Genomic DNA, 13,241 nt, shown 5'->3' with positions numbered 1-13,241 from the left:
GGGGGTTATTGGCTGGTGGGCGGCTCGCCATTGGGGACGGGGGTTATTGGCTGGTGGGCGGCTCGCCATTGGGGACGGGTTCAGCCGGCTCACAACCAGCTCAATTGACTCGTGTCGAGCAAACGCCGCGCTATTCCTGGGCGTTCTTCAACGTCTCGATGTACGCATCTGCTTCTTCATGTGAATGAAACGTGATGAGCGAGGTGCTGCGCGGGCGCGTGTCGAGGGTTGCGAGCAGCTGCGGTAGCTGGTCGGTAGGGAAGCGACGGATATATTCGGCAAACTCCGCATCGAGTTCGCGCTCTATCCACGGCAGGTCCTCGCGAGGATGCCCGATTCGTGCCGCTGCGCCCGCAAGGCACTCCTCGGCGGACAGATCGAACAGGAACACCGTTTCCGCCCGTTCGAGGCGGCGTTTCAGGGTGCGGGCGTAGTTGCCGTCGATGATCCAGCGGTTTTGCCGCAAGACCGCATCGAGTTCGACGTCGAATTCCTCGCGTGTGGCCGTCGTTTGATCGGGCTTATGCCAGAGCATGTCGAGGTAGACGAGCGGCAGGTCGAGCGCGTCGCGCAGCTTTCGTGCAAACGTGCTCTTCCCCGCGCCGGGGCAGCCGACGACGAGTATGCGTTGGGCAGTGTGTGGTTGGTGCATGGGCTCTCTTTCGCGAAGGTTTTCGAATAGTATATCGGTGGCGAAAGGTTATGGACTGCAGTACAGCTTATTCAGATAGGAGGACGATGGACAGGGAGCATGCGGATTCAGTACCCGCTGTCTCGAGGGACGCCGCCTCATACACCGACCTAAACGCTCAAATCATCGACCAGTGGGTCGCCGATGGCTGGGAGTGGGGCACGCCTATCTGCCATGAGTGCTTTGAGGCGGCGTGTGCCGGCGACTGGTCCATGGTGCTCACGCCCACGCGCGAGGTGCCACGCACGTGGTTCTTCCCGAACATGCGCGGCAAACGCGTGCTGGGGCTTGCCGCAGGTGGTGGGCAGCAGATGCCCATCTTCGCCGCGATGGGTGCGGTGTGTACGGTGCTCGACTACTCCGAAGCGCAGATTGCCTCCGAGCGCGTGGTAGCGGAGCGCGAGGGCTACGTCATCGACGCAGTCCGGGCAGATATGACGCGCCCGTTGCCGTTCGCGGACGGATCGTTCGACCTCATCTTTCACCCGGTGTCGAACTGCTATATCGAAGATGTGCAGCCGGTGTGGCGCGAGTGCTTCCGTGTGCTCGCGCCCGGCGGACGCCTGCTTGCGGGGCTCGACAACGGGTTCAACTACGTAGTCGATGACGACGAGGAGCGCATCGTGCGCGGCCTGTCGTTCAACCCGCTACGCGACCCGTCGCTCATCCCCGCCGAAGAGCTCCCCGAGTGGGGCATGCAGTTCTCGCACACGCTCGACGAGCAGGTGCGCGGGCAGATCCAGGCGGGCTTTCGCATCGTCGACCTGTACGAGGACACGAACGGCTCCGGTCGCCTGCACGAGCTGGGCATTCCCACGTACTGGGCGACCTGCGCAGAGAAGCCGCTGGGCTGAGCCTGCCATTGACGGCCTGCCATGGGGGCAGTCCCTAATGGCAGAAATGGGTTGAAAGGAACACGTCCCCAACCAACCCATTGCGTGCGTGCACGCTTGGCGCGAACCAGCTACAATACCGCAGGTTAGATTACACACGAAGGGAACTACATGCCAAGCCTTGCGGAGGAAGTGGCCTCGCGCCGCACGTTCGCCATCATCTCGCACCCGGACGCAGGTAAGACCACGCTCACGGAAAAGCTCCTGCTCTACACCGGCACCATTCAGAGTGCCGGATCGGTGAAGGGCAAGAGCTCGGCCAAGCACGCGGTCTCCGACTGGATGGATATCGAGAAGCAGCGCGGCATTTCCGTGACGTCCTCCGTGCTGCAGTTCACCTACGACGGCTGCTGCGTGAACATCCTCGACACCCCTGGCCACCAGGACTTTTCGGAAGACACGTACCGTACGCTCATGGCGGCGGATGCGGCGGTCATGGTGATCGACGGCGCCAAGGGCGTCGAGGCGCAGACGGAGAAGCTCTTCAAGGTGTGCGCTCTGCGCGGCATCCCCATCTTCACCTTCGTGAACAAGCTCGACCGCGAGATCCGCGACCCCTTCGAGCTCATGGAAGAGATCGAGACCGTGCTGGGCATCGGCACGTACCCCATGAACTGGCCGATTGGCTGCGGCCGGAACTTCCGCGGCGTGTTCGACCGCGCCAGCCGTCGTGTGATCGCCTTCGAGGGCGATGGCCATGCGAACGCTACGAAGAAGGTGGGCGAAATCGAGGCGGAGCTCGGCGCCCCCGAGCTCGACGAGCTCATCGGCGAGGAAAACCACCATGCGCTCATGGACGACATCGAGCTCTTGGACGGCGCGGATCACGAGTTCGACCTCGAGGCCGTGCGCACGGGCAAGCTCTCACCGGTGTTCTTCGGCTCGGCGCTCACGAACTTCGGCGTGGAGCCGTTCCTGAAGGACTTCCTGCGCCTCGCGCCCGCGCCGAGCGCCCACACCGACGCGCTCACGGGCGAGCCGGTCGACCCGGTGGAGCACCCGTTCTCGGGCTTCGTGTTCAAGATCCAGGCCAACATGGACAAGAACCATCGCGACCGCATCGCCTTCCTGCGCATCTGCTCCGGCAAGTTCGAGCGCGGCATGGATGCGCTGCATGTGCAGGGCGGGCGAAAGATCAAGCTTGCGACGGGCACCGCCATGATGGCCGACGACCGCGCCACGGTGGACGAGGCATACGCCGGCGACATCGTGGGGCTCTTCGACCCGGGCATGTTCTCCATCGGCGACACGCTCTGCGTCCCGTCCGCGCGCGTGCAGTTCGCGGGCATCCCCACCTTCGCGCCCGAGCACTTCGCCCGCGTGAGCCAGGTGGACACCATGAAGCGCAAGCAGTTCGTGAAGGGTATGGAGGAGCTCGCCCAAGAGGGCGCCATCCAGATCTTCCGCGAGCTCGGCGCCGGCATGGAGAGCGTGATCGTGGGCGTGGTGGGCACTCTGCAGTTCGATGTGCTCGAGCAGCGCCTGAAGAGCGAGTATCGCGTGGAAGTGCGTCGCCAGCCGCTTGGCTACACGGACATCCGCTGGATAGCGAACGAGCCTGGGGAGGTGGACGTTGCCGCGCTCAATCTCACGCGCGACACGCTGCGCGTGGAGGACATGCGCGGTGGCAAGCTGCTGCTCTTCACGAGCCCGTGGAACGTGGATTGGGCGGTTGAGCACAACCCGGGGCTCAAGCTTTCGGAGTTTGGTAACGTCACATTCTAGCGAACGAAAAACTACCCCAGGGTTTTTAGCTAACGAAGCAGCTCCGCTGGCTTTCCGCGGTGCCGTCGATGTTAAAAACCCCTGGGGTTATTTTACATGTGGTGTGCGCGTTACTGCTTGGGAGTGGGAGCGGCGGGCTCGGGGAATTCGCCGCTGCAGTGCGGGCAGCGGGTTGCGCCCTCCTTGACCTCCTCGAGGCAGAACGGGCAGGTGGGAGGCACCATCTCAATCTCGATCTCTTCGCCGTCCTTGCCGAGCACCTTGCTCGTGAGGCCCTTCGTGAGGCCGGAGCCGAGGTTCTGCGCCTTGTTGAATGCCTTCACGATGAGGAAGACCACGACGGCGACGATGAGGAAGTTGATTATGGCGCTGATGAACGAGCTGAAGTCGATGCCGTTCTCGGTGCCGGGAACGGGGATGGTGAGGCCGGAGATCTCTGTGCCGCCGCCGCTCACGAGCTTGATGAGCGGGTTGATGATGTCATTGGTGAGCGACGTCACGATGGAGGTGAACGCGCCGCCGATGATAACGCCGACGGCCATGTCCATCACGTTGCCGCGGTTGATGAAATCCTTGAACTCCGATACGAGGCTCATGGGCAAATCCTTTCCCAAGGTTGCGCGAGGGCATCGCTTTCGCTGCCGATACGCCATGCATTGCGTTGAACATGATACACACATTCGTTGCCGTAAACCGTTGGTTGAGGTAAAGCCGAAAGATGTCCGCACGGCCTGTGAAAATCGTTTACACGCCCTCGATAAGATACCCTTTGTTCGAGAGTAGGGGGACCATCGATGTCAACGCTTCTTTGGACGAAACACCTGCGGGCGCATGCCGCGCAGGCGCTCGTGCTCGCGTTCGCATGCCTGTTTGCGCTTGCGGGCGCTGCTGGCTGCAGCAGCGCCGGAGGCGTGGACGGCGCGGGCGAGGCAGTATCGGTAAACGAATCTGCCCTCGAGGCGGGTCGGCTCGACGAAGCCGAACTCCCCGAATATGCTGGAGAGCCGGCTGTCGAGGTAAACGGCGACAAACCCAATTTCACCGAAGAAGACCTCGACGGCCCCTCGGAGTATTACTCGAACCTCGATAGCCTCGGTCGTTGCGGTGTTACCATGGCGATTGTAGGCGAGGAGACCATGCCCACCGAGGAGCGCGAGGACATTAGCGAGGTGCACCCATCGGGTTGGCAGGCCACGTTCTACGATGACATCGTTCCCGACCAGAACATCTACAACCGTTGCCATCTCATTGGGTTTCAGCTCGCCGGCGAGAACGCGAACGAACGCAACCTCATTACCGGTACCAATTACCTGAATCACGAGGGCATGCTGCCCTATGAGAACGAGGTCGCCGACTACGTGTGGGAAACGGGTAACCATGTGCTGTACCGTGTGACGCCCGTCTTCGTGGGCGACGAACTCATGGCGCGCGGCGTGCACATGGAGGCGGAGTCTGTCGAGGATGGCGGCACGGGCGTCTCGTTCAACGTGTACTGCTTCAACGTGCAGCCCGGGCTCCAGATCGACTACGAGACGGGCGAGAGCTGGCGTGTGGAGTCCGCTTCTGCCGGGTCGGGGGAGCAGGGCGTAGCGGTGGAGACTACGTACGTGTTGAACACGAGTTCCATGAAGTTCCATATGCCCGACTGCGATTCGGTCGACGATATGAGCGCTCGCAATCGGGAGGAGTACACCGGCACGCGCGACGAGCTCATCGCCCGAGGATATGAGCCGTGCGGCGGGTGTCATCCGTAAGCGGGGTTCGGTAGGTAAGCAATTCGAACGGCGCGCTGCGACGCCGCGAAGCGAGGAGTTATGGACGTGCAGGCAGAGGATTTGAACAGGCGGGCTGAGGCTGCAGACAGACAGGCTGAGGCCGCGGGCAGGCAGGCAAGAGATGACGCCCCGCGCTTGAAGGGCAGGCATCGCTGGGCGAAGCGCATTGCGTTAGCACTCGTGCTGGTCGTGGTTGCCGTGGGCACGTTGCTCGGCATCGCTGTCGAGCGGCGCCTCAGGGAGGAGAGCCTGGGAATCGCTGCGGTCGAGGCCCCGAGTGCTCCGCGTGAGCTCGAGGATTCCTCGGGCAAGACGGGTGCCTTCACGGCACGGGTGAGCTACACGAGCATGGCTGCGACCGAGGGGCAACAGGTCGCGACCGATGTTGCCTGGGACGATCGCTGGTTCTTCCAAGACCCGACCGTCTACAATCATGAGCTTGCGACGACGTGCTCGGTGCTCTCGGCGGTGGCGAACGCGGAATCCGCCTACTATCAGGAGGGGAGCGACGCACCGGCGTATATGGAGGAGGCGCTTGCGGAGCTGGGATTCGACGACATCTCGACGGCGTCGTACCAGTATCGCAGCGAGGTCTTCGACGAGGTTGTAGACTTCTTGACCGGCACGGACGACGTGGTGGCGTATTCCGTTGCAACGAAGCGCATCACCGATGGCGATGGGAACACGCGGACGCTCTACCTCGTGGCGATTCGCGGCAGCTATGGGTCGGAATGGCTGAGCGACCTCAACATGGGTGATGCTTCGGATTACGACATGGACGCGATCGACCACGAGGGTTTCGCGCGCGCCGCTCAGGAGATCGTCGACGACCTTGAGCAGCGCATCACCGAGGATGTGGAGCTCAACGGGGTAGGCGACGTGTCGCTGCTCTTCTGCGGGCACTCGCGCGGAGCCGCGACGGCGAATCTTGCAGCCGCCTATGCGAACGAGCGCACACAGGGACTGAGTCCGCTCGCACCGCTCGAGAACATCTACTGCTACACGTTCGCCACGCCCACGGTGACGCCGGTCGCGCACGCGCATGAAGCGCTCTACGACAACATCTTCAACATCATGAACCCGAGCGACCTCGTGCCGCGCCTGCCGCTTGAGTCGTGGGGATATCGCCGCTACGGACGTGATTTCTACCTGCCGGGCGTGGGTGACGCGGCGTTCAACGAGCATTACGACGAGATGCAGGTGGCGTTTGAGGAGAACGTGGGCACGGAGTCTCCCTACGTGCCGGAGGATCGCGCGCGGGTAGATGCTTTGGTTGAGGAGCTGGGGCGCCAGGTGCCCACGGTGGAAGACCTTGCCTCGGTGGGCGGTGTGACGTCGGTCATGCGCGACTTGCTCATGGATATCAATGTGATGCAGGTGCTCTATAGCCACTACCCGAACGTCTACATCGCTTGGATGCAGGTCATCGACGGAGACGACCTTATGCCTGCAATGTAAAATAACCCCAGCGACTTTTTTACATCGCATTGAAAGACATGCACTGCTTCGGTTCTTTTGCAATGCGATGTAAAAAAGTCGCTGGGGTTATTTTACATTGCAGGCGGCCAACGCAAACGTACCCGTCGCAGATGTGGCGCGGCTGCTGTAGTACCATGGGCGCGAGCCGAATCCGCGCGAGGAGATTGGAGCTCGCTATGAGCAGCTGGCTGAACGATGCCGTCTTTTACGAGATCTATCCGCAAAGTTTCTTCGACACGAACAGCGACGGCATAGGCGACCTGCCGGGTGTCATCGAAAAGCTCGACTACATTCGCGACCTGGGGTGCAACGCCTTGTGGTTGAATCCCTGCTTCCTTTCTCCGTTCGGCGATGCTGGCTACGACGTTGCAGACTACTGTCAGGTCGCCCCGCGCTACGGCACGAACGACGACCTCGTGCGGCTCTTCGACGAGGCGCATGCACGCGACATACACGTACTGCTCGACCTTGTGCCCGGTCATACCTCTATCGAGCACCCGTGGTTCCAGGCTTCCCAGCAAGCGGAGGCGAACGAATATACCGGTCGTTATGTGTGGACGGATAGCGTTTGGACGCCGGTGGGCGACGTCCCCGGGGTGAACGGCGTGCTGCGCGGCGTCTCCGAGCGCGACGGTGCCGTCGCGGTGAACTTCTATGCGCTCCAACCGGCGCTGAACTACGGATTCGCCGAGGTCGCAGAACCCTGGCAAAGCGCTATGGATTCGCCCGAGGCGCTCGCCACGCGCCAGGCCATGAAAGATGTCATGGCGTTTTGGCTTGAGCGCGGCTGCGACGGTTTCCGCTGCGATATGGCGGGGTCACTCGTGAAGAACGACCCCGGTCAGGAGGGCACCATCAAGGTGTGGAAGGATATCCGTGCGTTTCTGGACGAACGTTACCCCGATGCCGTCCTTATCTCCGAATGGGGAGAGCCCGATAAGACGATTCGCGCGGGTTTCCACATGGACTTCCTGCTGCAGTTCGGCACGTCGCACTACTTGGATCTCTTCCGCTGCGAGCATCCGTTCTTCGCGCGCGAGGGCGCGGGCGATGCAAGTGAATTCGTCGCCACGTACCAACGCAACCTCGACCTCACGGACGGCCGCGGCCTCATGTGCATCCCCTCCGGCAACCACGACATGGAGCGTCTGCGCCGTTTCCTCGACCCGGAGGAGATGAAGATGGCGTTCGCGTTCATCATGTCCATGCCAGGTTGCCCGTTCGTGTACTACGGCGACGAGATTGGCATGCGGCACCTCGACGTGACCTCGGTGGAGGGCGGCTATATCCGCACCGGAGCCCGCTCGCCCATGCAGTGGGGAAGTGGTGGGAACATGGGGTTCTCGAACGCGCCGGCCAGCAAGCTTTACATTCAGCAGGATGACGCCCCCGACGCCCCGACCGCCGAGGATCAGATGGCAGACGAGCGCTCGCTTTGGAGCGAGGTGCAGCGACTCATCGCGCTGCGCCGCACGACGCCGGCGCTTGGTGCGATGGGTTCCGTGGAGTTCGTGCACTGCGAAAAGGATGCGTACCCGCTCGTGTATCTGCGGAGCGAGCGCACGGCAGAGGGCGAGCTCGTACCGGGCGGCAAGCGCGTGCTCGTGGCGCTCAATCCCGCCGCGCGCCCGGTCGAGATCCCGTGCCCGTATGAGGCGGCTTGCACGATCTACACGCTAGGCGACCCTGCGACGCTCGCGGCCGGCATCCTCAGCATGCCCGCCGCCAGCGCTGCCTTCTTCGCACTCAAGTGATACGTTGAGTCGAGGACCAGGCTCTTATCGACCTTTGTCTCTCGCATGAAAAAAGCCCGCCGGCACGAACGTCGGCGGGCTTTGTTGCAAGAGGTTGCAGCACAAGATCTAAGGTCAGATTCGCGTGCTAGGCAGCGGTGTCCACGCGGCCGGAATCCTCGGGCGTGATCTCCATGCTCTGGAAGCGGTGCTGCATGTAGTCGTTATCGAAGTTCCTGGCGTAGAACTCCTCGACGGGCGTGTCGCCCGCAGTGCCGGACAGTCGCTCGTACCAGCAGTCGAGCGCCTGCAGCGTCATGATGCCGTTCAAAAGCATGAGCAGGGCGCAGAGTGTGGTGAGCGAGTAACGGAGCTTCCACGGGATGAGATTGATGAGCTTCAAGAGACGCGGCAGGCAGAGCTTGATCCATACGAAACCGAGCGCACCCCACATGCACATGAAGAGCGTGCTCGTGCGGCCGCCGAAGATCACGGCGATAGGATCGGGGAAGAGGCCGAAGATCGTGGAGCCGCTGTAATCCCACGCCGTGGCGCCGAAGCCCACCTGCATGAACCATGCGGTCGCCGCCTCGAAGAGTCCGCCGATGATGGCACTCACCACGAAGATGATGATGGGGTTCGCCTTGTAGAAGCGGTTGAGCGCCACCGTCATGAGGAGCGCGCCGAAGCCGTAGATGGGCGAGAAGGGGCCGAAGAGCAGTCCCGCGCGATCCTGGTACACGCCGGGCTCCACCACGACCATGTGGTAGATCGTCTCGATGATGAGGCCAAGGAAGCAGCACACCACGAAGACCCAGAACAGGTTGAAGAAGTTGAGCTCGATGAAGCCCTTGCCCTCGATATCGCGACCGAGCATGCCGGCTTGGGCCGCCTGGCGATCCACCATGTCGCGGAGGTTGCGCTGCAGCTTGCGCTCTTCGCGAAGGGTGGGGTCTACGGTGATGGAAAGCGTGATCACGATGACCAGCTGGACCGCATCGGTGATGATGCTCGTATCAAGACCCGAGAGCATGAGCTTGAGCAGGACCTGCACGATGGTCGTGGCGATGAGCGCATGCGAGATGCGCGCGGCGTGACGGCGCCTGTTATGCAGGAGTGAGCGGCCGAAGATGATGAGCGCTACGGCGTTCGCGGTGGTTACGACGAGCGAGATGATGAGCAAGACGACCGGAAGCGTGGGGTTGGTGCCCACCGTGATCAGGCTTGGATCGGTGTTGAGCGCCCATGCGACGAGGCCGATGAACATGGCGATCGTCGGAATGGTGACGATGCCGTCGATCAGGCACAGGAAGCCGTAGACCTTCACGACGAGCGGGATCTTCTTCTGCTCCGCTGGTGTGGGCGTGTTAGGGTCGAGGTCGTTGCCGGGAAGATCGAAGTCTTCGAGCTCTGTCTCTTGCGACTTAGTAAGGTCTTCCATATCACATCCTTGCTCGCATTAGCTGCAGGTACCGTGGTCGATCTATGCAGTCGCTCAATCATAGCGTATCGAGGTGAGCTGCGGGATGCTTCTTTAGTAAGAAATCAGCGGTGCAGCTCGGAGGTACCTCGTCGAGCTCGTCGCGCCGGAGTCGTTTTCCATAATTGCATGGCGGTTGAAGCGCGGTATAGTATGTGGCGCAGGGCGGGGATGCGCGCAATCGTCGCCCATCGTTAGCTCAGAGAGAACGCAAAAGGAGACATATATGTCGAGAGAATGCCAGATTGTTAAGGGCATCAGCCTGTTTCTCATGGTGGTCGGTATCCTTGCCGTCGTTACCTCCATCCTTATGTTCACGGGGGCGCCGCTCGCCGCCTCCATGTTCAAGAACGGCGAGGCGCTTGCGCTGGTCGCAGGCATCGTTTTGGGTGTTTCGGGCGTGTTCGAGTTCATCGCCGGCATCATGGGCGCGCGCGGCGCCAACAACCCGAGCCGCCTCGGCAGCTTCATCGTGCTCGGCTCGATTCTCGTGGTTGTGAACATCGCCGAGGTCTGCCTGGGTGTCTTCGGCGGCCAGGGTCCCGTATGGATGAACGCCATCTATGCCGCCGCCGTCGCGACTGCGGTCTTCTACGCCTCCCGTGCGAAGAAGAACGCCTCGCGCCTGGGGTAAATTGTTCTGAACATAGTTTCTAAGAAACGGCAATTATCAAGCGTTGGTTGATAGTTGCCGTTTTTCTTTGACCTGTTCCAGAGCTCTCCGTAAACTAGCCGACCTTGTACCGTGCGGCTACGGCGCGCTTGCGCGCTTCACATATGCTGCTGCAATTGACGAGGGCAAACGCCCAGATAGAGAGGTTATTACCATGGTGGACGAGATGACGAAGAATCGCACGATCGTTAAGGGAACGGGCTTGTTCTATTTCCTTTTCGGCATCGTCGCGATCGCTACCGCTTCGATCATGTATTTCGCCGCGCCGCTTGCCGAGGGCACCATCGAAGACGGCACGGAGGTCGCCATGATGTATGGCATCATCCTTGCGGTCATTGGTGTGTTTATGCTGGTCGCAGGCATCATCGGCCTGCGCGCTGCCAAGCATGACGCCATGCTGAAGCCCTTTATCTACGTCTCCGGCTTGCTCGTGGTTCTGAACCTTGCCGGCATGGGCATGACGTTCCGCGGCGAGACGGGCGGTGCCCCCATCTACCTGAACCTGATCTTCGCCGTCTACTCCTTCGTCGCGATCGTTGCTGCGTCGCGTATCATGAATGAGAGCAAGTAGGGTAGTCGGATAGCTCAGTTCGCTGTACAGCGCATAATCGTAGCGTGATCACCCGCCTGCTCATTTAAATCAGGCGGGTGTTTTGGTGGGGAGCGAGACCGTGAACGTTCGACAGTTGCAGTACTTTTATCTTGCAGCCTGTTACGGCAGCTTCACGGAGGCGGCGCGCGTCGAGGGCGTGACGGTTCAGGCGGTATCGAAGGCGATCATCGACCTCGAGGAAGAGCTGGCCAGTCCGCTGTTCTTCCGCGAGGGCAGGACGGTTCTGCTCACGCCGTTCGGCAAAAACCTCGTGGGCCCCGCGCGCGAAGCGGTTTCGAGCTTCGATGCCTTCGTCCGCGCTGCAGAGACCTACCAGCAGACCGATGCCGAAGAAACGCGCAAAGGGCTGCGCATCGCGCTCGTTTCGCCGCCTTTTGCGAAGCACGAGCTGGTATGCAGCGCGCTCTCCCAGCTCATGTCCCACATGATGGGCGTTAAAACGACGCTTCATCTTTCCGTGGGTGCGGATGCGCTTGCAGATTTGCGTGCGGGGAACATCGATGCGCTGGCCACGATCGGCGCGTTCTCCGATCCTCGATGCACGAGCCGCGTGCTGGGAACGGTCTCCGTCGGCGCGTTCATGGGCAAGCGCCATCCCCTGCGCAGGAAGCGGCTTGTCTCGTTCGAGGACCTTAAGCCGTATCCGGTGCTGTGCAACGACGATATCGATGCGTTCAACGAAACGATCCTTGCCGCCTGCCTCAAACGCGGCCTCGCCTCACCGCAGGTGCAGATCGAGACGGATGCCGAGGTTGCCGACTTCCTCGAGTACCAAGAGGGCTACGTGCTGGGCGTCTACCTCAAGGCGCTCGATATCAAGCCGCTCGCCGCGATGCACAAGGTGGATCCCGCCGACGCACCGCCGGTTCCCATATGCATGGTGACGCTCAAGGGGCAGGAAAGCGAGAAGCTCGATCGTCTCAACAGCTTCGTTATGAACGAGTTTCCCCTTATGAAGCGCATGTTCAACGAATAGGGGCCCGGCATTGGATGCCAGACCCCGATAATGACCCTTCGGTGATAAATTCAGTCCAGGACTCAGATTATCACTTGCATTGCGGCGCGGAAGCCTGTTCCCCGTGCCGTGATAATTTCTGTCCAAGACTCAGATTCTCACTCGCGCGCGGCGAGGGCAGTCCCCCGTTAGATGCGGTCGGCGAGGTCGAGGATGAGGCGCTCGGTCTTCTCCCAACCCAGGCACGGGTCTGTGATGGACTTGCCGTAGACGCCGCCGTCGATGGGTTGGTTGCCGTCCTCGAGGTAGCTTTCCACCATGAAGCCGCGGATGAGCTGGCGAATCTCCGCCGAGCGGCGCATGGAGTCGGCCACTTCGTGCGAGATGCGGATCTGCTCGAGCGGGCGCTTGCCGGAGTTGTCGTGGTTGCAGTCCACGATTACGGCGGGGTTGGCGAAATCTTCCTTCGTGTACTTTTCCGCCAGGCGCTCGAGGTACTCGTAGTGATAGTTAGGGTAGTTGAGCCCGTCTTCGCCAATGTACCCGCGCAGCACGGCGTGCGCGAGCGGGTTGCCTGTGGTTTCGACCTCCCAGTTGCGGAACAGGAACGTTTGCGGCTGCTGCGCGGCGTAGATGGAGTTGAGCATGACGCTCGTGGACCCGCCGGTGGGGTTCTTCATGCCAATGGGCATGGGCACGCCCGAGGCAACGAGGCGGTGCTCCTGGTTCTCGACGGAGCGGGCGCCTACGGCGATGTAGCCCAGCACATCGATGAGGTACTGGTAGTTCGTGGGGTAGAGCATCTCGTCGGCGGTGAACATGCCGGTTTCCTCGGCAACGCGCAGGTGCATGCGGCGAATGGCCTTCACGCCGCCCAGAAGGTCAGAGGGACCCTCGGGGTCGGGATTGTGGAGGAGCCCCTTGTAGCCGGTGCCCTTCGTGCGCGGCTTGTTCGTGTAGACGCGCGGGATGATGAAGATCTTGTCGCTCACGCGTTCGGCAAGCTTTGCAAGGCGCGTGACGTAGTCGAGCACGGAGTCCTCGCGGTCTGCAGAGCACGGGCCCACGATCATGAGACGACGGTCGTCCTCGCCGCGCATGATCGCAGCTACTTGGGCGTCGAACGCAGGTTTCTGCGCAGCGGCTTCGGCCGAGAGCGGCATCTCCTCGCGGATCTCTTTGGGAATGGGCAGCAGGCGCTTAAACTTCATGGACATGGCGGGG

General features: G+C 61.6%; 12 protein-coding genes. 8 read left to right on the top strand and 4 right to left on the bottom strand.

The genetic code is table 11. The features are described from left to right. Positions 1–130: 130 nt before the first annotated feature. Positions 131–652: an adenylate kinase gene (locus QZ079_RS04055; RefSeq protein ID WP_297035420.1), complete on the bottom strand. Its 522-nt coding sequence runs from the start codon at positions 650–652 to the stop codon at positions 131–133. 86 nt (positions 653–738) lie between these two features. Here QZ079_RS04055 and QZ079_RS04050 point away from each other — a divergent pair, with 86 nt between their 5' ends. Continuing rightward, positions 739–1,545, top strand: coding sequence for a class I SAM-dependent methyltransferase (locus tag QZ079_RS04050; RefSeq protein ID WP_297035416.1), 807 nt, complete (start codon positions 739–741; stop codon positions 1,543–1,545). Positions 1,546–1,695: 150 nt separating this feature from the next. Then, entirely contained in the window at positions 1,696–3,309 is a 1,614-nt protein-coding gene (locus tag QZ079_RS04045) for a peptide chain release factor 3 (RefSeq protein WP_297035413.1), read from the top strand. A 110-nt stretch (positions 3,310–3,419) separates the two neighbouring features. Here QZ079_RS04045 and mscL read toward each other — a convergent pair whose 3' ends face one another. Beyond that, positions 3,420–3,905, bottom strand: coding sequence for a large conductance mechanosensitive channel protein MscL (gene mscL / locus QZ079_RS04040; RefSeq protein ID WP_297035410.1), 486 nt, complete (start codon positions 3,903–3,905; stop codon positions 3,420–3,422). Positions 3,906–4,103: 198 nt separating this feature from the next. Here mscL and QZ079_RS04035 point away from each other — a divergent pair, with 198 nt between their 5' ends. From QZ079_RS04035 to QZ079_RS04025, 3 genes are all read left to right on the top strand, one after another. After that, positions 4,104–5,063: a DNA/RNA non-specific endonuclease gene (locus QZ079_RS04035; RefSeq protein WP_297035407.1), complete on the top strand. Its 960-nt coding sequence runs from the start codon at positions 4,104–4,106 to the stop codon at positions 5,061–5,063. A 60-nt stretch (positions 5,064–5,123) separates the two neighbouring features. Further along, complete coding sequence (locus QZ079_RS04030) at positions 5,124–6,542, top strand: lipase family protein (protein WP_297035404.1); 1,419 nt, start codon at positions 5,124–5,126, stop codon at positions 6,540–6,542. Between the two features lie 197 nt (positions 6,543–6,739). Further along, positions 6,740–8,317, top strand: coding sequence for an alpha-amylase family glycosyl hydrolase (locus tag QZ079_RS04025; RefSeq protein ID WP_297035401.1), 1,578 nt, complete (start codon positions 6,740–6,742; stop codon positions 8,315–8,317). A 127-nt stretch (positions 8,318–8,444) separates the two neighbouring features. Here QZ079_RS04025 and QZ079_RS04020 read toward each other — a convergent pair whose 3' ends face one another. After that, complete coding sequence (locus tag QZ079_RS04020) at positions 8,445–9,737, bottom strand: putative ABC transporter permease (protein WP_297035398.1); 1,293 nt, start codon at positions 9,735–9,737, stop codon at positions 8,445–8,447. A gap of 265 nt (positions 9,738–10,002) precedes the next feature. Between QZ079_RS04020 and QZ079_RS04015 the strand changes: the two genes are divergently transcribed. From QZ079_RS04015 to QZ079_RS04005, 3 genes are all read left to right on the top strand, one after another. Next, positions 10,003–10,410, top strand: a complete 408-nt coding sequence (locus QZ079_RS04015; protein ID WP_297035395.1) for a hypothetical protein — start codon at positions 10,003–10,005, stop codon at positions 10,408–10,410. Positions 10,411–10,615: 205 nt separating this feature from the next. Then, positions 10,616–11,020 (top strand): hypothetical protein, encoded by a 405-nt coding sequence (locus tag QZ079_RS04010; protein ID WP_291288642.1) that lies wholly within the window; start codon positions 10,616–10,618, stop codon positions 11,018–11,020. A gap of 100 nt (positions 11,021–11,120) precedes the next feature. Continuing rightward, positions 11,121–12,038 (top strand): LysR family transcriptional regulator, encoded by a 918-nt coding sequence (locus QZ079_RS04005; RefSeq protein ID WP_297035391.1) that lies wholly within the window; start codon positions 11,121–11,123, stop codon positions 12,036–12,038. A 167-nt stretch (positions 12,039–12,205) separates the two neighbouring features. On the opposite strand, the gene QZ079_RS04000 is transcribed toward QZ079_RS04005, so the two are convergent. Further along, positions 12,206–13,234, bottom strand: coding sequence for a 3-deoxy-7-phosphoheptulonate synthase (locus QZ079_RS04000; protein ID WP_297035424.1), 1,029 nt, complete (start codon positions 13,232–13,234; stop codon positions 12,206–12,208). Between the last annotated feature and the right edge of the window lie 7 nt (positions 13,235–13,241).

The organism is uncultured Enorma sp. (genome assembly GCA_905210055.1).
Classification (GTDB): Bacteria; Actinomycetota; Coriobacteriia; order Coriobacteriales; family Coriobacteriaceae; genus Enorma.
The sequence above is the reverse complement of the archived record's forward strand: the minus strand, read 5'-3'. Positions and strand labels throughout refer to the sequence as shown.

Excerpts from the sequence above, each read along its gene's own strand:
- QZ079_RS04050 (WP_297035416.1), top strand. The coding sequence starts at position 739 with ATGGACAGGGAGCATGCGGATTCAGTACCCGCTGTCTCGAGGGACGCC.
- QZ079_RS04030 (WP_297035404.1), top strand. The coding sequence starts at position 5,124 with ATGGACGTGCAGGCAGAGGATTTGAACAGGCGGGCTGAGGCTGCAGAC.
- QZ079_RS04055 (WP_297035420.1), bottom strand. The coding sequence starts at position 652 with ATGCACCAACCACACACTGCCCAACGCATACTCGTCGTCGGCTGCCCC.
- QZ079_RS04010 (WP_291288642.1), top strand. The coding sequence starts at position 10,616 with ATGACGAAGAATCGCACGATCGTTAAGGGAACGGGCTTGTTCTATTTC.
- QZ079_RS04035 (WP_297035407.1), top strand. The coding sequence starts at position 4,104 with ATGTCAACGCTTCTTTGGACGAAACACCTGCGGGCGCATGCCGCGCAG.
- QZ079_RS04015 (WP_297035395.1), top strand. The coding sequence starts at position 10,003 with ATGTCGAGAGAATGCCAGATTGTTAAGGGCATCAGCCTGTTTCTCATG.
- QZ079_RS04020 (WP_297035398.1), bottom strand. The coding sequence starts at position 9,737 with ATGGAAGACCTTACTAAGTCGCAAGAGACAGAGCTCGAAGACTTCGAT.
- mscL (WP_297035410.1), bottom strand. The coding sequence starts at position 3,905 with ATGAGCCTCGTATCGGAGTTCAAGGATTTCATCAACCGCGGCAACGTG.
- QZ079_RS04025 (WP_297035401.1), top strand. The coding sequence starts at position 6,740 with ATGAGCAGCTGGCTGAACGATGCCGTCTTTTACGAGATCTATCCGCAA.
- QZ079_RS04045 (WP_297035413.1), top strand. The coding sequence starts at position 1,696 with ATGCCAAGCCTTGCGGAGGAAGTGGCCTCGCGCCGCACGTTCGCCATC.
- QZ079_RS04000 (WP_297035424.1), bottom strand. The coding sequence starts at position 13,234 with ATGTCCATGAAGTTTAAGCGCCTGCTGCCCATTCCCAAAGAGATCCGC.